At 61.0% G+C, this 22,878-nt stretch carries 18 protein-coding genes; 6 read left to right on the top strand and 12 right to left on the bottom strand.

The window, feature by feature from the left end; translation table 11 throughout:
- Window positions 1–11: 11 nt before the first annotated feature.
- The 8 genes from acs (LIX15_RS10595) to glmS all read right to left on the bottom strand — a co-directional run bounded on the left by acs (LIX15_RS10595) (window position 12) and on the right by glmS (window position 11,521).
- Window positions 12–2,003: an acetate--CoA ligase gene (gene acs / locus LIX15_RS10595; RefSeq protein WP_227773161.1), complete on the bottom strand. Its 1,992-nt coding sequence runs from the start codon at window positions 2,001–2,003 to the stop codon at window positions 12–14.
- 159 nt (window positions 2,004–2,162) lie between these two features.
- Complete coding sequence (locus LIX15_RS10590) at window positions 2,163–4,010, bottom strand: bacterio-opsin activator domain-containing protein (protein WP_227773160.1); 1,848 nt, start codon at window positions 4,008–4,010, stop codon at window positions 2,163–2,165.
- A gap of 136 nt (window positions 4,011–4,146) precedes the next feature.
- Complete coding sequence (gene acs / locus LIX15_RS10585; protein ID WP_227773159.1) at window positions 4,147–6,081, bottom strand: acetate--CoA ligase; 1,935 nt, start codon at window positions 6,079–6,081, stop codon at window positions 4,147–4,149.
- Between the two features lie 107 nt (window positions 6,082–6,188).
- Window positions 6,189–7,211: an L-malyl-CoA/beta-methylmalyl-CoA lyase gene (gene citE, locus LIX15_RS10580; RefSeq protein WP_227773158.1), complete on the bottom strand. Its 1,023-nt coding sequence runs from the start codon at window positions 7,209–7,211 to the stop codon at window positions 6,189–6,191.
- Between the two features lie 9 nt (window positions 7,212–7,220).
- Window positions 7,221–8,291 carry a 2-methylfumaryl-CoA hydratase gene (gene mch, locus LIX15_RS10575; RefSeq protein ID WP_227773157.1) on the bottom strand — a complete coding sequence of 357 codons (1,071 nt, stop codon included), beginning with the start codon at window positions 8,289–8,291 and terminating at the stop codon, window positions 7,221–7,223.
- 6 nt (window positions 8,292–8,297) lie between these two features.
- Entirely contained in the window at window positions 8,298–9,605 is a 1,308-nt protein-coding gene (locus tag LIX15_RS10570) for a methylaspartate ammonia-lyase (protein ID WP_227773156.1), read from the bottom strand.
- On the bottom strand, window positions 9,602–11,065 hold the full coding sequence (locus LIX15_RS10565; protein ID WP_227773155.1) for a methylaspartate mutase subunit E: 1,464 nt from the start codon (window positions 11,063–11,065) through the stop codon (window positions 9,602–9,604). Before LIX15_RS10565 ends, LIX15_RS10570 begins: the two co-directional genes overlap by 4 nt.
- A 15-nt stretch (window positions 11,066–11,080) precedes the next feature.
- Window positions 11,081–11,521 (bottom strand): methylaspartate mutase subunit S, encoded by a 441-nt coding sequence (gene glmS, locus LIX15_RS10560; protein ID WP_227773154.1) that lies wholly within the window; start codon window positions 11,519–11,521, stop codon window positions 11,081–11,083.
- 152 nt (window positions 11,522–11,673) lie between these two features.
- Between glmS and mct the strand changes: the two genes are divergently transcribed.
- Both mct and LIX15_RS10550 read left to right on the top strand, forming a co-directional pair.
- Window positions 11,674–12,828 (top strand): succinyl-CoA:mesaconate CoA-transferase, encoded by a 1,155-nt coding sequence (gene mct, locus LIX15_RS10555; RefSeq protein ID WP_227773153.1) that lies wholly within the window; start codon window positions 11,674–11,676, stop codon window positions 12,826–12,828.
- Window positions 12,829–12,896: 68 nt separating this feature from the next.
- The gene (locus tag LIX15_RS10550) at window positions 12,897–13,931 is read left to right on the top strand and encodes an enolase-like domain-containing protein (protein ID WP_227773152.1); all 1,035 of its coding nucleotides are present in this window, start codon (window positions 12,897–12,899) and stop codon (window positions 13,929–13,931) included.
- An 8-nt stretch (window positions 13,932–13,939) separates the two neighbouring features.
- Here LIX15_RS10550 and LIX15_RS10545 read toward each other — a convergent pair whose 3' ends face one another.
- Window positions 13,940–14,251, bottom strand: coding sequence for a sensor histidine kinase (locus LIX15_RS10545; RefSeq protein ID WP_265338417.1), 312 nt, complete (start codon window positions 14,249–14,251; stop codon window positions 13,940–13,942).
- Window positions 14,252–14,260: 9 nt separating this feature from the next.
- Window positions 14,261–16,045, bottom strand: coding sequence for a PAS domain S-box protein (locus tag LIX15_RS10540; protein WP_227773151.1), 1,785 nt, complete (start codon window positions 16,043–16,045; stop codon window positions 14,261–14,263).
- A 103-nt stretch (window positions 16,046–16,148) separates the two neighbouring features.
- Between LIX15_RS10540 and LIX15_RS10535 the strand changes: the two genes are divergently transcribed.
- Both LIX15_RS10535 and LIX15_RS10530 read left to right on the top strand, forming a co-directional pair.
- Window positions 16,149–17,123, top strand: a complete 975-nt coding sequence (locus tag LIX15_RS10535; RefSeq protein ID WP_227773150.1) for an aldo/keto reductase — start codon at window positions 16,149–16,151, stop codon at window positions 17,121–17,123.
- Between the two features lie 118 nt (window positions 17,124–17,241).
- The gene (locus LIX15_RS10530) at window positions 17,242–17,877 is read left to right on the top strand and encodes a hypothetical protein (RefSeq protein ID WP_227773149.1); all 636 of its coding nucleotides are present in this window, start codon (window positions 17,242–17,244) and stop codon (window positions 17,875–17,877) included.
- A 50-nt stretch (window positions 17,878–17,927) separates the two neighbouring features.
- Here LIX15_RS10530 and LIX15_RS10525 read toward each other — a convergent pair whose 3' ends face one another.
- The gene (locus tag LIX15_RS10525) at window positions 17,928–18,260 is read right to left on the bottom strand and encodes an SHOCT domain-containing protein (RefSeq protein WP_227773148.1); all 333 of its coding nucleotides are present in this window, start codon (window positions 18,258–18,260) and stop codon (window positions 17,928–17,930) included.
- A gap of 106 nt (window positions 18,261–18,366) precedes the next feature.
- Here LIX15_RS10525 and LIX15_RS10520 point away from each other — a divergent pair, with 106 nt between their 5' ends.
- Window positions 18,367–19,050 carry a haloacid dehalogenase type II gene (locus LIX15_RS10520; protein ID WP_227773147.1) on the top strand — a complete coding sequence of 228 codons (684 nt, stop codon included), beginning with the start codon at window positions 18,367–18,369 and terminating at the stop codon, window positions 19,048–19,050.
- 384 nt (window positions 19,051–19,434) lie between these two features.
- Here LIX15_RS10520 and LIX15_RS10515 read toward each other — a convergent pair whose 3' ends face one another.
- Window positions 19,435–21,258, bottom strand: a complete 1,824-nt coding sequence (locus LIX15_RS10515) for a S9 family peptidase (protein ID WP_227773146.1) — start codon at window positions 21,256–21,258, stop codon at window positions 19,435–19,437.
- A gap of 373 nt (window positions 21,259–21,631) precedes the next feature.
- Between LIX15_RS10515 and LIX15_RS10510 the strand changes: the two genes are divergently transcribed.
- Window positions 21,632–22,864, top strand: coding sequence for a permease (locus LIX15_RS10510; RefSeq protein WP_227773145.1), 1,233 nt, complete (start codon window positions 21,632–21,634; stop codon window positions 22,862–22,864).
- Window positions 22,865–22,878 lie beyond the last annotated feature (14 nt).

The raw sequence follows: 22,878 nt of genomic DNA, 5'->3' as shown, positions 1-22,878 counted from the left end.
TCGAGCGGCGTTCAGGCGTCTCCGACCGTTTGAGCGATATCCTCAACGACCTCCGGATTGCGCAGGGTCGAAGTGTCGCCCAACTCCTCGTCGTTGGCGATATCCTCCAATAACCGACGCATGATTTTCCCGGAGCGCGTCTTCGGCAGTTCCGGCGTGAACACGATTTCTTCGGGGCGCGCAATCGGACCGATAGCGTCCTCGACGCCTTCGACGATTCGGTCGTGCAGGTCTTCGTCTCCCTCGGAATCCTCCTCGGTGATGACGTAGGCGTACACTGCTTCACCTTTGATATCGTGGTGACCACCGACGACTGCGGACTCGGCGACGCCTTCGACACCGACGATGGCCGATTCGATTTCCATCGTTCCGAGGCGATGGCCCGAAACGTTGAGCACGTCGTCTACACGTCCGAGGACGGTGATGTAGCCGTCCTCGTCGAGCTTTGCACCGTCTTCGGGGAAGTACACCCAGTCGTCCGGGTCGTCGCTCTCGGTGTCCGAGTATTCGGCCCAGTACTCTGCGACGAAGCGCTCGTCGTTGTTGTAGAGCGTTCTCAGCATCCCCGGCCACGGCTTGTCGACGGTGAGGTATCCGGCCTTTCCGGGTTCGACTTCCTCGCCGCGCGTATCGACAACCCGAATGTCGATGCCGGGGAGTGGTGGGCCAGCACTGCCGGGCTTCATCGTCCCGATTCCGGGTAGGGTGGTGACCATCATGCCGCCGGTTTCGGTCTGCCACCACGTATCCACGATTGGACACTCTTCCTGCCCGATGTGTTTATAGTACCACTTCCACGCGCGCGGGTTGATGGGTTCGCCGACCGTCCCGAGCAATCGGAGTGAGGAGAGATCGTGTCGCTCCGGATATCGACTCCCCCACTTCATGAACGCGCGAATCGCCGTCGGCGCGGTGTACAGTTGGTCTACCGCGTATTCTTCGACGATTTCCCAAAGGCGGTCGCGGTCGGGATAATCCGGCGTCCCCTCGTACATCACACTCGTCGTTCCCAGCGCGAGCGGGCCATAGACGATGTAGGAATGGCCCGTAATCCAGCCGATATCGGCCGAACACCAGTACGTGTCCTCCGGCTTGACGTCCAGCACCGACTGCGTCGTCCACGCCGCATAGGACAGGTAGCCCGCCGTAGTGTGTTTGACGCCCTTGGGTTGTCCGGTCGTTCCGGACGTGTACATCAAAAAGAGCATATCCTCGGCGTCCCGCGACACCGGTTCGACCTCCGCACCTTCCTGCTCGGCCACGAGGTCGGCGTAATCCAACTCCCCGTTCTCCATCGGGTGGTCGTACTCATCGCCAAGTCGGTCTACCACGACGACGCTCTCTACGTCGTGGTCTACCCCCGAGAGCCCCTCGTCGGCCTTCTCTTTGTGCTGAAGCGGGTCGCCCCGGCGGTAGTAGCCATCACAGGTGACGAGATGTTCGGAGTCCGCGCTGTTCATACGGGTGGCGAGCGCGTCAGCGGAGAATCCGGCGAAGACGACGCTGTGCGGTGCGCCGATGCGCGCACACGCTAGCATCGCGATGGGAAGTTCCGGCACCATCGGCATGTAGAGGGTGACGACGTCGTCCTCCTTGACACCCTGCTCGCGGAGGGCCGCCGCGAACTCGTTGACCTCGCGGTGGAGAGCTTCGTAGGTGTACGCCCGGTCGTCCTCGTCGGTGGGTTCCCCAACCCACTCGATTGCGACCTCGTCGCCCCGGTCGTCGAGATGGCGGTCGAGGCAGTTCGCCGACGCGTTCAGCGAACCGCCCGTGAACCACTCGTAAAACGGTGGATCCGAATCATCGAGAACCGTTTCGTACTCGTTTTCCCAATCGAGCAAATCGGCCGCTTGTTTCCAACACTCCGGCCAGTTCCGCTCGAACTCATCGTAGATGGTGTCGTCCACGAGGTTCGCCTGCGCAACGAACGACTGAGGGGGTTCGAACCGCTCTCGGTTTTCGAGACGCGCTTCGAGTTCGACATCGTTATCTTCCGTCATGGGCCAGGTTCACAAGACTCACGATATTATATAAGTGGTGGAGCTAACTATACAAAACGGTCGATTTTCCAACACAGAGGCGTTCCTTGGGGTGTACAAGAATTCGCAACCGGCGAGGAAATGTTCCTCCGACACCAGCGCGCGGACGGAATTAAACAGTTAGTGTCCGCTGGCGTCGGTTTCCTGACGGTCTACGTCCTCGAACACCGTATCGAACACCTTTTGCTGGGCTTTTCGGAGGTGGTTGTGGAGCGTCGGCGACGAGACGTCCATCGAGGCCGCAAGCTCCTCGGCGGTACTCCCGCGAGGCCACTCGAAGTATCCCGCGAGATAGGCGGCCCGGAGAACCGTTTGCTGGCGTTCGGTCAGCCGGTCGTGTACCGTCCGTTGGACATCGACCGTACTCCGCGCGGGTTCGGAAACTTTGCGCTTCGAGCGCAAGTCCGTCGCCGGAAACGACTTTTCTACGGTCTCCACGACGCGGCGGATATCGACGTGTTCCGAGAAAACGCCGGAAACGTCGAGGACGCCGGATTCGACCGACAGTTCGCGGACGGTGCCGCCGCGTTCGACGAGAGTCGTCGCGAGCGAGTCGCCGGAAACGACGAACTCGAAAAGCGCGTCGTCCTCGTAGTCGCGGATGAGACGGGCATCCTGCACGGCGTCCGCGGCGGTTACCCTATCGAGGACATCGCCGACGGTGGCCCCGCTGGCCGTGACGAAGTAGAGCAACGAATGGTTCGCCGTCGGTACCACCCCTTCGAGCGCGAACTGACAGCCGAGTTCCTCGGAGGCCGAGACGAGAAAAACGTCGCTGTCGGTACTCCGCAGGGAGAGCACCACACCGGTATCTGCCAACAACAGGCGTTTGCGCGCAATCGACGTGAGAGTTCGACCGACTCGTCGGCCGATATCCGCGAGCAGCGTCCGATCCGTCGGCCGAAAGGAGTCAGTAGCGACGCAGAGCAATCCGTGGACGGTTTCGTTCGACTGGAGCGGCGCGACGGCGAACGAGCACCGGGACAGCGGCCCGATGAGCGGGCTATCAATCGACCCACCGACCGGCGCATCGACAGACCTACTGACCGACGACCCGTCGATCGACGGGTCGTCGGTTAGCCCTCCGCCGACTATCGTCACGTCGGGTATCTCTTCATCGAACACATCGACACCATCGAGGACGACACCGGGAACATCGCCGTCGCTATCGATTCCCGCGGGCACGGCGCTCGTCCGTGAGGAACCGTCCGCATCACAAATCCAAACGGCGCGGTAGATGCCGGAGAGATGGTCGCAAACGATGCGTTCTACATCTTCCGTCGTGGACGCCTCCGCGAGCGTTTCCCCCAACTCGTTCATGCATCGAAGAAGTTCGGGACGGCGGGAACCCGCGCAGCCGTCGTCTCTCCTGTGACCGTGGCGGCGGTCGGATCGACCGCCGTCACGTCTCGACTGCTGATTTCGACTTTCGAAGGCGTCGATGATTGCGTTCGTGGTCGGCGCGTCGAGATACGGGGCGAGGCTTTCGAGACTTTTCCACCCGCCGACGGTCTGCACCACCCGCGGGTCGATTTCTTCCTCGACGAGGCACCGCCACGCGAAATATTTTCGAAGGTCGCGGCAAGTCACGTCACGAAGACCGTCAACCCGGTCTGCCACGTCGCTAACCATCATTTGAACCCGGCGGGGCGACACCGCGATAAACTGGTCGTGGCGGGAGACGTCGTTCGCTTTGGCGAATTTGCGGAGGTCGTGGGCGACGTCGGGCGGAACGTATGCCTCCCTCGTTTCGCCGTCTCCGTCGGGAACGGAGAGGAAATAGAACCGTTTCCCGTCGCGTTCGCGCTCCCGCAGGTCGGCGGGGCAAATTCGAGTTAGTTCCGAGGGTCGGAGTCCAACCCGTCCAGCCAGCGCCACGACGAGGTCTTCGCGGTAGGTTTCGGTCCCACGACGGAGGTGCTCGTACTCCGTCGTCGTCAAGTGTTCCGTCGTTTCCTCGCCGCGCATATTTCGTATTTCTATGGAAAGACGAATAAATCTTCGGGAGCAGCGGGGGGTCTATCGCCTCGCTATTCGATGAAGGTGAATATCACCGCGTGAAATCGGGTGGTCGCGATTTCGTCTTTGCACGAAAAGGTGAAATCTACTCGTCGAGGAGCGATTCGAGTTCGCCGACGACCTCCGGATTTCGGAGCGCGCTCGTGTCGCCGAGGGTCTCTCCGTTCGCGATGGCTTTCAGGTATCGCCGGACGACTTTGCCCGACCGCGTTTTCGGTAAGGACGGCGTGAACGTAACGGAATCGGGTGCCGCAATCGACCCGATGGCCGATTCGACGGCCGACCGGACGCGCGTTCGAAGCGCCTCGTCGCCCGCAACGTTCGACTCGGGGCTGACGAACGCGTGGACTTTCGACCCTTTCATCGTGTCCGTCCCGCCGACGACGGCGGCTTCCGCGACGCCTTCGACACCGACGATGGCCGATTCGATTTCCGCCGTACTCAACCGACGACCCGAAACGTTGAGCACGTCGTCGGCCCGGCCGAGAAGGTGAAGATAGCCGTCCACGTCGCGGACGGCGTTGTCGCCGGTGTCGTACTGCCACTGATTCCTGACGGTGCTCGTTCGACGGGCGCCCCAGCCGGAGCCGTCGCAGAGCGACCGGGCCATTCCCGGCCACGGACGGGTGAGAACCAAGCGCCCCGATTCACCGGGGGCGACCTCTTCACCGACTTCGTTGACGACTGCCGCATCGATTCCGGGGAGCTCCCGACCGACGGCACCGGGGCGCATTCGGTCCGCACCGGGGAGCGTCGAAAGAACGACGCCGCCGGTTTCGGTCTGCCACCACGTGTCCACGATTGGACACTCGCCCCCGCCGACGTGTTCGCGGTACCAGCGCCACGCCGTTTCGTCGATGGGTTCGCCGACGGTACCAAGCAGTCGAAGGCTGGAGAGGTCGTGTTGCTCCGGATACTCGCTTCCCCACTTCATGAACGCCCGGATGGATGTCGGCGCGGTGTAAAAGACATCGACCTCGTTGCGCTCGATAACCTCCCAGAGACGGTTCTTTTCGGGGTGGTCGGGCGTCCCTTCGTACAGGACGGTCGCTGCCCCGAGCGCGAGAGGGCCGTAGACGGCGTACGAATGGCCGGTGATCCAGCCGACGTCGGCGGAACACCAGTGCGTGTCGTCCGGTCCGAGGTCGAACACCGCGTAACTCGTCCACGCGACGTGTGCGAGATATCCACCGGTCGTGTGGCCGACCAGCGTCGGTTCCCCGGTCGTTCCCGAGGTGTAGATGAGAAAGAGTAAATCGTCGGAATCGCGCTCGACGGGGTCGATTTCGGCTCCATCGTGGTCGGAAACGAGGTCTGCGTAGGAGTGGTGGTCGCCGGTCGAACGACCGTCGTCGAGACGATTGACGACTATCTGTTCGACGTCCTGTTCGACGGAGAGACAGGCGTTATCGGCCATGCTCTTGAGGTGGAGCGCGGTACCACGTCGATAGTAGCCGTCGCAGGTGACGAGGTACTCCGAATTCGCGCCAGTCAGTCGGGTGGCGAGCGCATCTGCGGAGAATCCGGCGAAGACGACGCTGTGCGGTGCGCCGATGCGTGCGCAGGCCAACATGGCGATGGGAAGTTCCGGCACCATCGGCATGTAGAGGGTGACGACGTCGTCCTCGCCAACGCCGAGGTCGCGGAGGGCCGCCGCGAACGCGTTTACCTCGTCTTCGAGCTGTCGGTAGGTGTAGGCTCGCGTCTCCCCGAGTTTCCCTTCCCAAATAATGGCAGCTTCGTCGCCGCGACCGCCTTCGACGTGGCGGTCGATGCAGTTGTACGAGGCGTTCAACCGACCGCCGGGGAACCAGCGCGTCGTGCCGTCGGTATCGAGCACCGCGTCGAACGGACGACACCAATCCAGTAGTTCGGCGGCACCCGACCAACACGTCGGCCAGCCTGCGTCGCGAAGTGCGTTGCGGTCGGCTGTGGTGACGTTCGCCCCGCTGACGAACGGCGGAGGCGGCGTTTTCCATCTACGTTCGCGGGGCGTCTCCTTTCTACTGCCGTGAACCATTCGTTTCGAGGTTCGTGCAAAAAGACAAAAATCGTTCGCCTACTCGGGGGTCGGCGGGCGTGAAAAGTGAAAAAATGGAAGAATAATCGCGTTTCCGTCGGTTCGGGTTACCGGAGTGCGAGCGCCCGGTCGAGCAGCTCCTCATCGTAGCGTTCCGTCGTCTGCTCGTCGTTCGTTTCGTGGACGATACTAACCGTCTCGACCGTGTTTTCGAAGTTCTTTAACGTCGCTTCGTCCACCATCTGTCCGTCGATTGCAACCGCACCCGTACCGGTTCCTTTCGCTTCGACGAACGTCTCGATTTTCGACACCGCAGTACGGAGTTCGTCGTCAGTCGGCAGGTGGATGCGATTCGCCTGCGCGGTCTGGTTGGGGTGGAGCGACCAACTGCCGTCGAGACCGACCCGCGCTTCGCGCTCGACGTGGTCTGCGTAGCCGTCGCCGTTGTAGAACGTAACCCCTGCGCGCTCGCGAAACAGGCGGTCGAACGGCCCGCCAATCGAGAGCAGGCCGTTCGCACTCGCTTCGTTCGACAGGGCTTCGTAGAGTCCCGACCACTGAGGGCGCTGGCCGACTTCGCGCCCGCCGAGTTCCGCGGTGTAATCGACCGGCCCGAACACGAGCGCGGTGAGGAGCGATTCGTGCCCAAACCCAGAAATTTCGCGGAGGTCGGAACGGGCTCGTGCGGATTCGACGATGACGGCCAGTTCGATATCTGCGCCAGTTTCGCGCGCCGCGGCGGCGACCGCCGATTCGGCGGCTCTTACATCTTCGAGCCGCCCGACCTTCGGAACGACGAATCCGTCAACGTGTTCGCCGACGGTTTCGGAGAGCGTCTCGATCTGCTCGACGCCGCGCTCGCGGAGCGATTCGCTGTCGTACCCCCACTCGACGCGCGGCCAGATTTCGCCGGGGAATTCGGGTGCGTACTCCGGAAGCAACTCCCGGACGTTTTCGAGCGCCTCGTCCTTCATGTCCGGCGCGGTGCCGTCTTCGAGGTCGGGCACCAACCAGTCCGGTGCTGCAAAGCCCTCGGCGGTGAGGCCGGAGCGGAGGTATTTCGCGCTGTCGTCCCGGGGGACGGCAGCGGGCGCGGTCTGGAACGTTCGGCAGAGTCTCGTTTTCGTCATTGGTAAGATCTAAGTTCGTTTCTGAATCAATGCGGTTCGGGTGCCGGAGTACACCGGTTCGTCGCACTGGTTGAACGCGTAGTGCTCGAACGTGACTGTACCCGCCTCCGGGTCGTCCGTCTCTTCGATATCGAGGACGCGCGTGAATCCGTACACAGTGTCGCCGACGGTTACGAAGTCGTGGAACCGTTCGTCACCGTACTCGATTTCGCGATACGTTCGCTCGTCCGAGCGAGCGTGGCCGAGGGCGACCGACCGGGTCACGTCGCCGTAGGCGACGATTTCGCCGGAGGGCGAGTCGGCCATGTAATCGTCGTTGTGGTGCTGTTTCGCGGTGTTGAGCGTCACGAGTGGAAGCGTCGCTACCATCACGTCGTCCATCGTCCGCCCGCGTTCGTGGCGATAGGCGACCGCCGCATCGCGGTTCGCCGTCCGCTCGTGAGCGTCGCGGAAATCCTCGAAGTAGGGGCCGTCGGGAGCGACGAATTCGCTCGGAAGGCCCGAACCGTCCGTTTCCGCGGACGGACGAGATTCCCCCGGACTCGCGGAACCGCCGTCCGCGGCCATGGGTTCCCGACGCGGAATCATGTTCGTCCGGGTGTACGACAGGAGGCGGTCGCCCGTCTTGGCGTCGAATCCGGCCGTCTCCCACGTCACGATGCCGTAGTCGGGCCGAGAACTCGATTCGCGTTTGGCTTCGACCGTCGATTCGACGCGAACCTCGGTACCCGGCGCGACCGCCGGGTCGTGAAGCGACACGGCGTCCCTGCCCAGGAAGTAGCCGCCTTTCTCGCTCAAATCCTCAACACTCGGTCCCATCACGCAGGCGAGCAGGTAATCGGGATGAACGGGACAGTCGTCGTATCCGACCGCTTGCGCGGCGTCAGACCGCCAGTACGCCGGGTCGTGATTGAGCGTCTGACTCATCCACAGTTCGTTCGCGTGCGCCGAGAGCGTGAGTCCCGGCGCGTGTTCGATAGTCTGTCCATCGCTGAAGTCTTCGAAGCAGTTCCCCTTTTCCAGCGTCACCGCTCGCTCCAGCGCGTTCGAAAACGTCCTTGAGTCTGTCCAGTCGGTCATTGTTGGTTACCGTTGTTCCTGTCGCCGTCTTTCATTTTCTCTCACCGTCGTTCGTGATTCGAGGCGCGAAATCGCCCGCCGCATCTCGTTTTCCATCACCATGTACCCCTCGTCGAAACCCATACCGGGTTTGGCGAGCGTCTGGGCCGCGTCGGTGGCGAGCGCGACGTGCGCGCACGCTCGCGCTGACGTGACCGTTTCGTTGCACGTCCCGCCGAGGTACGCACGGGTGTCGGTGCCGTCACAATACAGCACCGCTTCGGCGCTCCGCCCGATACCGCCGAGGTCGGGCGTCTTGATTTGGACGAGATCGGCCGCGCCCGTATCCACGAACGCCCGCACGTCCGCGAACGTGTTGCACCACTCATCGGCCACGATGTCCACGCCGACGCCCGCGTCGGCGAGTCCGTCGCGGAGTTCGACCATGGCGTAAATCTGTTCTTCCCGACCGCCTTCGTCCATCGGCCCCTCGACCTGTAGCGGGAACGGGGCCGCGGCCTCCCGAAGGTCGGCGAAGTAGTCCGTAAATTCCGCACGGTCGTATGGGGGCCCAAAGACCTCGCCGAGGACGCCGTACACGTCAACGTGGAATCGCGGGGTGTAACCCTCCGGGCCGAGTTCGACCGCCCGCTTCGAAAGCCAGTCCAGGTAGGCGACCAACCGTCCACCGTCCGAACCGACCTTCTCGACGCTGTTGAACAGACCGTGCGGGAGAACCGGCACGCCCTTCAACAGCATTTTTTCGGCGTTGCCGCGCCTATCGTCGCCCGACTGTCCGAAGACGGGAACCGGGTCGGTTGCGGGAACGGTTCCGTACGCGTCGGCGAGTACGTCGGTTTTAGTACCGCGGCGGGCGCTCGCGGCGGCGTCGAGCAGTGCCTGTGAGACGCCGTACCGGAGCGCGGTGTGAAGCCGTTCGCCGTCGGTGGTGAGTCCTTCGAGGACGTCCGTGTTGTCGCGGAACCGTTCCGCGGAGCGTCCGACGAGCGCGTCCGCGACGGTTCCTTCGACCACCGGCGCGAACTCCTCGGCGCGGAACAGCGAATCGCGGCCGCCCGCGCCCGAATACTGAACCGCGGCACAGTCGCCGCGAGCGACCGTGCCGTCGGAGAGTTCAAGCAGGACGCTGACCGCCTCTCCGGCCTGTCGAACGCGGTCGAATCCGGGCGTCACCGGGTCGCCGCGATAGGCGAATCCGTCCTGTTCCGCGCCCGCTTTGATGGCCCGTTGGTCGTCGAAGAAGAATCCGGAGACGGCGGGCACCGCGCGAACCGATTCGATGATTTTCGTGCGGCCTGATTCGACGGACGTCACGCTCGGTCACCTCCGCGCTGGTTGCTTTTGCTCCCGGTCTCCCCGCGACGGCCGATGAGTCGGCCGTCGCTGATGGCGTCCACGTCGTCGGCGACCATCTGAAACGAGGTGGTTCGGTTCTCCGCCCGTGCGCGGCGGTCGAGTCGGTTAGTGTGAACCGACATGAGTTCCGATTCGAGCGCGAGGTCGCCGAATTCGAGGATACGAACCCGACCGTCGTCGTCGCGGGCAGGTAACACCGCGCTCTGTGCGCTCTCGCTCGGGGCGAACGGAACGTCGATGTTGCCCGTCTCGAAGGCCGCGACGATTCCTCGCGCAACGTCTTCGTCACCGAGTTCGAGAACCGTCTCCATCAGCGACCGCACTGAGGCTTCGATGAACTCCCGTTCCTCTTCGATGCCGTCCACGTCGATGTCCTGCTCGCACATCATATCGATTATCTGCCTCGTAGTTCGGAGACCCGCGGCGTTGGCCTCCTTGGTCGGAACCCCGCCGAACTCCTGCGGTGATTTGGTGATGACCTTGTCCGGTTTCGCAATCGCTGCGGTGGCCGCGCCGAGTGCGATGACGCCGTTTGCGCGGGCCTCGTCGGGCGGAAATCCGCCCATCCACTCGTGGAAAACGGTGGTGACGGTCACGTCGTCGGGAAGGTACTCCTCGCCGAGTTCGCGGAGCGCTCGCAGGGCGGCGATGTCCTGCACGAGATTGCCGACCTGTCCGTAGCCGAGCGTGATGCTTCGAACGCCCTGTGTGGCGGCGAGCAGCCCTTCGACCACGCCGATGGCGATGGCGATGCACGGCGGAACGAGCGTGCCGGTTAGCGGCCCGAACGGTTCGCGGTTGATTTCGACGCCGCGTGCGGTGTAGGCACCGGCAAGGCGGTCAACATACTGCCAGTGTTCGATGGTCTGTGCGAGGTCTCGTTCTTTCGTGTACGGGATGTTGTACGAGATGGGGCCGCCCTCGAAGCTCTGGAAGCCGCCGGCGAAGGTGACGGCCGCGAGGAGGCGAGCGTCGGGAGTCCCGTGGCGCACTTCGATTGGAGCATCCACCCCCTCGATGAGTTTGCGACAGCCTTCGACGCCGTGGTTGACGGCTGGAAAGCCGTTGAGGGTGTCGGTGTCGCTTTCGCGGGCGTTTTCGAGGCCCTGTTGGGCTTTCTCGTACTCGTTGTCCCTCGTGTACGAGTCGATGGTCGTCGGGAGCAAATCCGCGCCCCCCGCGCCTTCGAGATGGCGAAGGAGGGCGATTTGGTCGTCCAGTCTCGGGACGCCAGCGCGAGGTTGGAGGAGCGGTCGGTCGGCGCTCTGGAGGACGCTCGCGAACCGTTTTTCCTCGGGGAGCGAGTCGTGGTAGGCGACCGCTTCCTCGAAATCGACCGCTTCGGTCGGCCAATCCTCCCGTATCTGGTCGTCGATTCGCGACAGGTTCTCCGCGGAAAGTCGTGTATCACGTAACATGTGGAAGAGGAAAACTCAGGACGTGAGCCTCGTTCGTTCGGCTTCGGACTCGGTGATATTCATGTCCGCTTTGAGGGCGGCGATGGCCTCCATCGGCTCCGTTTCGGAGTCGAAAACGCGGTCGAACCCCATCGCGCGGAAACGAGCTCTCGTCTGCTCGAAGTCGTCCTGACCGACAGCGAGGTTGCCGCCGATGTAAGTTATGAGGTCGAGACCGGCGGCCTCGATGGCCTCGTGAAAGCCACGACAATCCTGTTCGGCGTGGCCGTACAGCGAGGAGATGAGTACCGCATCACCCTCGTGTGCTTCCACCGCGCTGATGAAGTCTTCTTGGCTGGACTGGACGCCGATGTTGACGACATCGAAACCAGCCGTCGAAAGCGCTTGGTCGAGTATCGTGATGCCGACGGCGTGCGCGTCGGACCCGATAACACCGAGGATTATTGTAGCAGACATCGCACTGGTACATACAATGGACAGAACTTAAAGATAATGTTCTTTCATGATTAATGCCGTTAAGGCCATTTAGGGGACTAGTGTGTGCCTAATTCACAAACCACATTATTAATTGCGAAGGTTTTTGTTTCGGGTTGGCGACGAGTGGAGCGATGCCAGCGCTCGATGACCTGCGCGTTCTCGACCTCACACAGGTGCTCGCCGGACCGTACTGCACGATGCTCCTCGCAGACTTAGGGGCCGACGTCGTGAAAATCGAACGTCCCGGCGGCGACCTCATCAGACCGAATCCGCCGTTCGTCGGCGAGGGCGACGCCTACGGCGGCTACTTCCAGAGCATCAATCGTGGCAAGCGAAGCCTCGAACTCGACCTGACCGACGAGAATGACCGCGCGGACTTCCTCCGGTTGGCCGACGATGCCGACGTAGTCGTCGAAAACTTCCGCGCAGGGACGATGGAGAAGTTCGACCTCGAATACGAAACCCTCCGTGAACGTAACCCCGAACTCGTCTACGCGTCCATCCGTGGGTTCGGCGACCCGCGTACGGGCGAAACGAACCGACAAGGGCAACCGTCCTTCGACCTCATCGCCCAAGCCCTCGGCGGCGTGATGCAGATTACCGGCGACGAAGACGGCCCGCCGACGAAGGTCGGCCCCGGAATCGGCGACGTGTTCACCGCCACTTTGAACGCTATCGGCATCCTCGCCGCGCTCCACCACCGCGACCGAACCGGCGAGGGACAGTACGTCGATACCGCAATGTACGATTCGATGGTTTCGCTGTGCGAGCGAACCGTCTATCAGTACTCCTACACGGGCGAGGTTCCGAATCGACGCGGAAACTCCCATCCGACGCTGTTTCCCTACAACGCCTTCGAAACCGCAGACGGCCACGTTGTCATCGCCGCATTCGGCGACAATCACTGGACTGCGCTCTGCGAAGCGATGGGACGCCCCGACCTCGCCGCGGACTATCCCACGACAGCCGATCGACTGCGAAACCGCGAGTTGCTTCGCGAGGAACTCGGCGCATGGACGCGCGAGCGAACCGACGACGAGGTGTGTGCCGTCCTCGAAGGCTCGGTTCCCTGTGCCCCGGTGCAGGACGTGGCAGACGTGTTCGAAGACGACCACGTCGATGCCCGCGAAATGCTCGTGGACGTCGAGCAACCGGGAACGGACGAGTCGGTGACCATCGCGGGGTCGCCCATCAAGATGAGCGAAACACCGCCTGAACCCGGTACGCGCGCACCATTGCTAGACGAACACCGCGATGAACTGCTCGGCGAGGAAAAATCCGTCTGAAGTCGGAAGCGACGGTCGCAGGGTGAGAAGGCCCCGACAGTTATCCCTCGTGCCACCGTTTTCCGCCTATGGCGCTCTACGACGAAGTCGCGGACCTCCCGCTCTCCATCGAATCCTGCGAGTACGAAACTCACGAACGCGAAACGTCGAGCGAGTTCACGCGCGTCACGACCGAAATCGTCCTGCGGGGTGCCGGCGAAACCGGCAGAGGCGAGGACGTAACCTACGACGCCGACGACCAATACGCGCTGGCCGAAGCGGAGTTCGACCTGTCCGGCGAGCACACGTTCGCCGAGTTTTCCGCGACAGTCGCCGACCTCGATTTGTTTCCCAAAGCGCCATCGCGCGAGGATTTCCGCCACTACCGGCAGTGGGGTTTCGAGAGCGCGGCACTAGACTTGGCACTTCGACAGACCGACACCGACCTGCCGACCGCACTGGGTCGCAAGCCGTCTCCGGTATCGTTCGTGATGAGCACGCGGCTGGGCGACCCGCCGAGCGCGGAGCGCGTGACGCGATGGCTCGACATCGACCCGTCTCTGACCTTCAAACTCGATCCGACGCCGGAGTGGACCGCCGACCTGATTTCGGAGCTCGCCGACACCGAAACAGTCCGAATCGTGGATTTAAAATCCCAGTACGAGGACGCCGAAGTCGGCCAGTCGGCGGACCCGGACCTCTACCGTCGCGTTCGGGACGGGATCCCGGGCGCGATTATCGAAGACCCGGTGTACACCGACGAAACCGCGCCGATTCTCGACGCCGCTCGGCAGCGAATTTCGTGGGACGTTCCGATTACTGGCGTCGAGAGCGTGGAGTCGCTTCCGTTCGAACCGAACTGGTTGAACATCAAACCCTCGCGGTTCGGAAGCGTGAAATCGCTGTTCGACACGCTCGAACACTGTGACCGCCGCGGGATTCGAATGTACGGCGGCGGCCAGTTCGAGCTGAGCATCGGCCGTGAGCAGATTCAACTGCTCGCATCCCTGTTTTACCCGGATTCTCCGAACGACGTGGCTCCGCGCGGCTACAACGACCCAGAACCGACCGAAGGCCTTCCATCGAGTCCACTGGACGCGCCGAGCGTCGAAGGGTTTCGGTAGAAATAGAGTCACTCCGACCGAATGTGAAACCGCGCACCGCCGTCGTTCCCTTCGACTGCCGAAACCGACCAGCCGTGCGCTTCGGCGATGCCTTTCACGATTGACAGTCCCAACCCCGATCCGCTGTCCGCGATCGTGTGGCCGTGCTCGAACACCGCTTCGCGCTCGACGGGAGGGATTCCGTCGCCGTCGACTTCAACGTAGAACCCCGAAAAATCGTCGTCTTCAGCGTCCGCCGACCCACCGGGCGTCTCGCCGACGCGAACCGTCGTTTCACTCCCTGCGTGTTCGATGGCGTTGCGAAACAGGTTCTCGAACAGTTCTTGAAGTCACCCTCTGTCGGCCTCGATTTCGGCGGAGGTGTCGACGACGAGCGTGCTTTCTTCCGTTTCGACGTTCGCCCACGCCTGTCGGACGACGGTTTCCAACTCGACCGGTTCGGTGTCGCTAACGACCAATCCTTGTCGGGCCAGCGCCAGCAGATCGGCGATGAGACTGCCCATTCGGTCGAGGGCACTTCCCGCCTTCTCGAAGTGGGTTTCGTCGCCGCGCTCTCTGGCGAGTTCGAGATGGCCCTGCGCGACGTTCAGCGGGTTTCTGAGGTCGTGCGAGACGACGCTCGCGAACTCCTCCAACCGTTCGTTCTGGCGTTTGAGTTCCTGCTTTCGCTGTTTCCGCTCCGTCACGTCGCGGGCCGAACCGAGTTGCGCCGCCTCCCCCTCGTACGAGATCTCGCGCACGTTGAACTCCGCGTATCGAACGTCGCCGTCTTTCGTCACGACGCGCGCGTCGTAATGCGGCGGATGGTTGCCGCGACTGCGTTCCCTTGCGATGCGTTTGACCCGTTCGCGCTCGTCGGGGTGTATCAACTCCCAGAGATTCATTTCGGTGAGTTCGGTTCGGTCGTAACCGATGAGTTCACAAACCCGCCGGTTGACGAAGGCGAACTTGTCGTCGCGGTAGATGTAAATCGCGTCGTGACTCTGTTCGACCAACGTTCGGTACTTTTCCTCGCTCTCGCGGAGCGCGGTTTGCGAGTGGATTCGACGGAGCGCCTCCGTGGTGTGTGAAAGAAGCAATTCGACCAGTTCCGCATCGTCGCGGTCGAACGCGCCGACGTCCCGTGATCCTGCCTGAAATATCCCTTCCTCGCCTATCGAGGCGCTCAACAGCGACCGATATTCGGCCTGTACCGGGGCCGCGTCGGCCTCCTCACGCACGTCGTCCAACACGCACGTTTCGTGGTTCTGGTATGAGCGCCCCGCAACGCCCTGGTCGGTTCGGAGTTTGGTGTAGCCGTCGTCGGTCATCCCCGTCGAGATGGCCTTCGGAATGAAGTAGCCGTCTTCCGCGAGGTCGACACCGCAGATGTCGAATTTGAGAATGCTCTCGGCAGCATCGACAGTTAGTTCACAGATTTCATCTGCGGTTTGACACGCCATCATCTCCGAGGCGATTTCGTGAAGATCCTCGATTTTTCCCTTCTGCTCGCGGAGCGCCGTTTTGATTCGTTCGTGGTCTTCGATGCTCCGGAGGACGCCGACGGTGCCACGAAATTCGTTGCGATGTGTCAGCAGACCGATTCTGGCTTCGCATAGAATTCCCTTCCCGTCCGCGGTTTTGAGTTTCGATCGAAGTTTACCAACGTCCTCGTCACCCTGAAGCAGTCGTTTGATAAATCGGTTACCCCGCGAAACGTCCACGCCGTCTAAGAGGAGCGATATGTGTTCGCCGACGAGTTCGGTACGGTCGTACCGAGACATATCCAGCAGAGTATCGTTGACGGCAGTGACGTAGCCCTCGGTGTCCAGCGTGTAGACGCCGTCGCCCATCGCCTGTACGATGGACTGATAATGGTTGAATCGCTCGGGGGGACGGCGAGCGTCGGTGGTGACGCGCGTAATCGTCTCGGAAAGTTCGGTGGCGCGCGATTCGTCCGTTTCAGTCGGAACATAGCCGTCGATACCCGTTTCGAAGGCGGTACCCGCTATTTTCTCGGCTCCGGACGTGGTACAGAGAACGAACGGAATGTCCGGGAATCGGTTGCGCACTCGTTCCGACAGCGCGATTCCATCTCTGTAGCGCGCTGAACCGCAGTCCGCGAATCTTCCCATGGTGTGGAGATTCCGAAGTCGAGGGTCGCGACCCATCCCACAGGTAAAAACAGAAACGGTCTCCTGCCGTAGCTTTTTGCCCTCAGCACGCGAGAACCGAGGTATGGAGTACACGACGCTCGGAGACACGGGAATGGAGGTTAGTCGCATCTGTCTCGGTTGCATGAGTTTCGGGTCGAGCGACTGGCGCGAGTGGGTGTTAGACGAGGACGAAAGTATGCCGATACTCGAACGGGCAATCGACCTCGGCATCAACTTCTTCGACACCGCAAACATGTATTCGCGCGGCGAGAGCGAGCGAATCCTCGGAAAAGCGTTGGACGGTCGGCGAGGCGAGATGGTCGTCGCCACGAAGGGGTACTTCCAGATGGACGAAAACGACCCCAACTCGGGCGGTCTCTCGCGGAAGGCAATCGAGCAGGAACTCGATAAATCACTCTCTCGACTTGGGATGGACACCGTAGACCTGTATCAGACCCATCGCTGGGACGAGGAGACGCCGATCGAGGTAACTCTGCGAGCGTTGGACGACGCGATTCGACGCGAGAAAGTGCGATATTTCGGCGCAAGTTCGATGTGGGCACACCAGTTCACCGAGTCACTTCACGCGAGCGAACGCCTCGGACTCGACCGGTTCGCGACGATGCAGAATCACTACAACTTGGTCTACCGCGAGGAAGAACGCGAAATGCTCCCGCTCTGTGAAAAAGAGGGAATCGGCGTCATCCCGTGGAGTCCGCTCGCGCGAGGTTATCTCACCCGACCGAACGTAGAGTTCGAGGATACGACTCGTGGTAAAACGGACGATTACGCCCACGAGCATCCCTACGCCGACAACGGAGGCGCGGAAATCAACGAGCGCGTGCAGGAACTCGCCGCCGAAAAGGGCGTGACGATGGCGCAAATATCGTTGGCGTGGCTGTTCCACAAGGAGCGGGTGGACGCGCCAATCGTCGGCACGACCAGCATCGAACATCTGGAGGCTGCCGTCGAAGCGCTGGATATCGACCTCTCGTCGGGTGACATGGCGTATCTCGAAGAACCCTACGAACCAGTTCACGTTTCGGGACACCAGTAACGGCGTTCCGAAACAAACGTTCTGAACAGAATCGAACGCTGCCAGATTACCCCGATATATTTCAAATAGACCATAGCCTTGAAAGTGCTGAGGAACGACAGTGTTCTATGGGGGTATCATGGGTCACCTGACAGACCACGTATCACGACGACAGCTGCTCGCGGGGGGGACAGTCCTTTTCACGGGAGCAATCGCATCGGGAGTTGCACAGCGAACGACGAGTTCGACGGGAAACGGCTCGCAGTCTTCGACCGGAAACCGGCTTCTCGTGGAGAATCCGACGGAACAACCGCACCTATTCTCGCTCTCGGTGTCTAGCCGCCCGATTTCGACGTATCGGATAACGAACCGAGACGGAGAAACGGAGACGGTAGAACTCGGAGACGAGGAAGGAGGTTCTGACTTCCCGTTTTCGGTACTCGTGCAAGCCGAGGCAAGCCAAATCAAACCGGGGAGCAACGTGATTTTCGACCGCGAGTACACCATTCGGCCCGGTTCCGCACACTCGTTTCTGCTGGAGGGGACGCCTGAGCAGGGCGAGTTGCTCTACACGCTGAAAGAAAAGCCGGAATCGGCGGACGGAGCGACGGTCGTCGAATCGTGGGGACGGATGGGATGCAGTTCGCGCTTCGAGGTGTACTTTACACCGTCCGAAACACGGAGTTCGTGTGGAAGTCCGCTTTCCGATGTGGACGAACCGAGCGGAGCGAAGCGGCACACGATACGGTTGCAGGGCGCATCCCAGAACGGCTAGCGCTCTGCCATTTCCCAGCGAGAGCGACCCACGGCGTGAGTATCGAGGAATTACTGCAAACGCTCTCGCCGGGTTTCGAACTCCTCGTCCGAGATATCGCCGCGAGCGTACGCCACCCGCAGTTCGGAAAGCGCCGGGTCGCCACCAAATTCGTCGCCAGCGAGCTCCCGGTACGCGAGGTAGCCAAGCGCGACGATGACGACGAGAGGAATGAGCATCATGAACCATCCCCAGACGGGGACTCCTCCGGCGTATCCACCCGTCATCCATCCGCCCATCATCGGGAACGCGAAGGCCATCATCAGCATCGGAACCGCCAACAACACGACGAGTACGATCAACACGATTCGTGTCAGGGAGCTGTTGTTGTCTGTCGTGGCCATACTGAGAACTCCTACTTGCAGTAGGATAACCGTTGTTCAGCACCGAACCGAAAGCCGTTGCGTTCGCCCGTACGACTAACTTCGTTCCGAACCAACTCCGCATATCATGGCCTTCGATTCCGACCGCGTGACGACCCTCACGTTCGACTCCTACAGCACGCTGGTTGACGTTGACGCCGCCGAAAACGCCCTCGCGGAGCGCGTGGAAAATCCGGAGCCCGTCTCGAAACTCTGGCGGGCCCGGTCGCTCGAATACACCTTCGTCGCCAATCACACCGATTCCTATCAGCCGTTTTACGAGATGAACCGCGACGCCCTCCAGTACGCGCTGTCGGCCCACGACGCTGATATTTCGGAGGACGAGCGTGACGAAATCCTCGCCGTCTACCACGAACTCGACGTGTTCGACGACGTGCGCGACGGCATCGAACGACTCCGGGACGGCGGCTACGACTGCTACGTCCTTTCGAACGGCAATCCCGAAATGCTGGACTCGATGGTCGAACACGCCGACATCGGCGACCTCCTCGCGGACACCATCAGCGCGGACGAGATTGAGACGTTCAAACCCGACGCCGAACTCTACCGCCACGCCGCGGGGCGAACCGGAACCCCAATCGAAGAAATCGCGCACGTCACCGCCGGGTGGTTCGACGTACAGGGCGCGAAACACGCCGGAATGCAGGGCGTGTGGGTGAACCGGAAAGCCGCGCCGTGGGAGCCATTCGGTGAGGAGCCGGATTTGTCGATTCGATCGTTTTACGAACTGGCAGACGAGTTGGGAGTGTAAGGTTGGAGTCAAAAGATTTCGTTTCGTATTTTAGTTGAAAGATGATTCTAATACGAGAACCACAAATGCTAGCAATAGGCCACGCCTGTGAGAGACTCCGTCTTTCGCGGTACCGGAAAACCAGCGGCTTTTCGTCGATCGCAGACGCAAAGCGTTTGTTCACCCGTAATAATCAAAGATTTTCTCCGGACCTCGCTCGTCATTCGCTCCTTGCAGTCGCTCGCCCCCACGCTTCGTCCGTGGCTTACAGTCGGCGTCTGTAATAGTCTTGTCAACACAAACAATCCCATTCATGCAGTACATCGTCTGCACCGAATAGATACGAGATTCAGTTCGAATTACACGACAAAACCGTACAATCCGAAACCAACCGCTGACCTCGTTTCAGACGTGCGTTTCCAAAAATTTCCCGATGCGTTCGAACTCCTCGATTAGGTTCTCCCGCGAGGTCGTGTGATGGCCTTCGTCATCGAAAATACAGATCTCGACCGGAACGCCGCGTTCTCGAACCTTTTCGGCGATTTGTTCGGCCTCCCCGACCGGAACTCGGGGGTCGTTCGCGCCGTGTTGGATGAACAGCGGGCAGGAAATCCGGTCGGCTTTGTGAATCGGGCTGATTCGTTCGAGGAGTTCCGGGTCGTCTAACGAACCGTACTCCTGTGCGCGGTGCGAACGCCGCCACTCTCCTGTATTTTCGAGGAAGGTTTTGAAGTCCGCGATGCCGACGAAATCGACCGCGGCGGCCCACAGGTCGGGATACTCCGTAATCGCCGCGAGAACCATGAATCCGCCGTAAGAGCGACCATACGCGACGATTCGATCGGAATCCACCGCCTCGTGGTCGTGGAGCCACTCGACCGCGGATTCGATGTCGGCGACCGAATCCATCCGTTTTTCTACGTCGTCCAAATGCGTGTATTCCGTGCCGTAGCCCGACGACCCGCGGACGTTCGGCTCGAAAATTGCGTACCCCTGCTGGAGGAAGTACTGCTTCGTCGGGAAGAACCACGGTCTGCGCTGGTGTTCCGGCCCGCCATGAATATCCACGATAACGGGTGTGTCGCCGGGAGATGCGTTCTCGGGAAGCGTCCAGTAGGCGGGAATTTCCCGTCTGTCGAACGTCTCGTATCGAATCGTCTCCGGTTCGAGAAGGCTCTCTTTGGGGACACCGAGCGTTCCGGGATTCGTCCAGCGCTCCGATTCGCCAGTTTCGGCGTCAAGGACGAACACGCTTCTCGGGTCGTCGCTTCGGCTGAGCGAAAGCGTACACTGCTGGCCGTCCGGGCCGAAGGTCAGGTCATAAGCCACACCCTTCGGAAGGTCGAGGTTGTCGGAGTCGGACGGGTCGCCCGGGTCAGCGGGGTCTTCGAGTGGTTCGATTTCGCCGTCTACGAGGCGCCCGGCGTGAACCTCGGAGTAGCCGTCAACATTGCGACTCCACACGATTCGTCCCGTTTCCCCGTGGAGCGCAAACCCTTCGACGTTCCAGTCGCCGCCCGCCTGAATCGTTTCGTGCGTTCCGTCTTCGAGGTCGATTCGAGCGATACCGGCCGTGTCCGAGTCGTGGTTCGTCACGCAGTACAGTCGATCGTCAAATCCGAACCGGACGTTTCCGTAGCGTGTTTCAGTGCCGTCGCTCAATCGGCGGTGCTCTCCCGTTTCCGGCTTCAGCAAAAACAGATCGTAGTCGAAACTGGCGTGCGCTTTCGAGAGGACGATACCGGGTTCACCCCACGTTTCGATGCTGAGGAAACCACTTTCCCCCTCGTGGACGAGCGTCGCCTTCGCGTCGTTTCGACCTTGCACGTACACGTCGAAGGTGTCCGATTGGCGGCGATTCGCTGTGAAAGCGAACCGGTCGCCGTCGGGACTCCATCCGCCCCAGAGGTGAATCGAACTGAGGTCGTCCGTGAGCGGGATTTCGGCACCATCGTGCAGGTCGTACCGGAACAGTTGGTCGTGTTCGTTGCTCCCCTCGTCCATACCGAAAATGACCTCCGGACGGGTCGGCGAGGCCGAGACGAACGAAATCCGTTCGTCGTATGCGGTGAGCTGAGACGGATAGGCGCCCGGCGCGTCGAGTGACCAGACCTGCGGCGTACCGGTCGTGTCAGAAAGAAAGACGAGGTCGCCATCGACCGAAATCGTCGGCGACTCGGTGCTGTCGATACTCAAATAGCGTGCGACTGAATACCGTGGTTCGGACATGCTGTGGTCGAAGAACGGGGACGGCAAAAGGATTCGGCTGGGGTGCGTGTTTCCCCGGTACTCATCCGACGGAAGAAGGGAACGTGATTAGCGCGGATATCGTGATGACGGAATGTCGTTCACGTTGAGACTATTTCCATCGGCACAGCGTTGGGATCGACGCTCGAATTTTTCTCAAGAAACTCATCCATCTCGGCTTTGAATATTATTCTCTACTCGGCTCAGTTTAGCTCGATTTGGCCACTTTCGCGTCTGGTGATAGTCCGAATTACGGGATAGGCAACACATGGGCTGTAATCGGTGTTAAACCCACTTTCCGAGTTTCGTTTTCTTAACCACAACGACCGAAAGCATCGTTCCCTTAGCGTCCTCCATGAACGTCGTCCAAAATCTCGTGGATGCTGGAACCTTTCTCGGCGAGATGACGTGGAAGACGTGGTGGGCGTTGGTGCTAGGATTTACCATCGCGGGAGCAGTACAGGCGTTCGTCAGCGAAGAACGGATGACGAACTTGCTCGGCGGAAGGGGATTGAAGGAAGTCGGACTCGGCAGTGTTTTCGGCTTTCTTTCGTCCAGCTGTTCGTTCGGGGCGGTTGCGACGACGAAATCGTTGTTCAAAAAAGGAGCATCGCCGGAATCCTCGTTCGCTGGATTCCAGTTCGCCAGCACGAACCTCGTCATCGAAATCGGTCTGGTGATGTGGATTCTCCTCGGATGGCAGTTTGTCGCCGCCGACGTGTTCGGGGGAGTCTTAATGATTCTCTTGCTTGCAGGCATCACGAAGTATGCGATTCCCGACACGTGGTTCGAGGCGGCCCGCGAGCACGTGCAATCGGACGAGGGGAACGACGCAGTTCGAGACCCTATCTGCGGAATGGAAGTTGACCCTGATTCCTCGGACACTCTGAGCGTCGAGACGAATGGTGGAACCGAGCATTTCTGCTCGGAATCGTGCAAGGAGACCTACCTAAATCAACAAAAGAATCGGACGTGGAAAGACAAACTGTTCACTACTTCGGGGTGGAAAAACGCCTTCCGAAACGCAATCAGCGAGTGGGAAATGCTCTGGGACGACCTCGTCGCGGGATTTATCGTCGCCTCGCTCCTCGCCGCGTTCGTGCCCCGGTCGTGGTGGGCACAACTGTTCACACTCGCGCCAGAGGGAACCGTCGCGTGGGTCGTCCTCGGCTCCGCAATCGGCGTGTTCGTCGGCGTCATCACCTTCGTTTGCTCGGTGGCAAACGTCCCCTTCGCACTCGTGTTGTGGAACGCCGGAATCCCGTTTGGCGGTGTCATGTCGTTCATCTACGCTGACCTCATCGTTCCGCACATCGTAGATATGTACCGCAAATACTACGGCAAGCGACTGGCGGCGGCGTTGTTTTGCTCCATCTTCGCCGTGGCGACGTTGACCGGAATCGCCACCCACTTCGCGTGGAGCGCGGTTAACCTGATTCCGAACCAGGGACAAGCCGGTGGAACCGTACCAAACGCCTACACGACGGTTCTCAACGTCGTTTTCACTGCCGTTTTCGTCGCACAGGTGTATGTGACCTACTTCGAGTCGAGCGGTGAGCAGGAGGAAGCGACCGCCCACGCGGACTAAGCGAGGGGTAGTCG

The sequence above is a fragment of the Haladaptatus pallidirubidus genome (assembly GCF_020700235.1).
Taxonomy (GTDB): Archaea; Halobacteriota; Halobacteria; order Halobacteriales; family Haladaptataceae; genus Haladaptatus; species Haladaptatus pallidirubidus.
The sequence above is the reverse complement of the archived record's forward strand: the minus strand, read 5'-3'. Positions and strand labels throughout refer to the sequence as shown.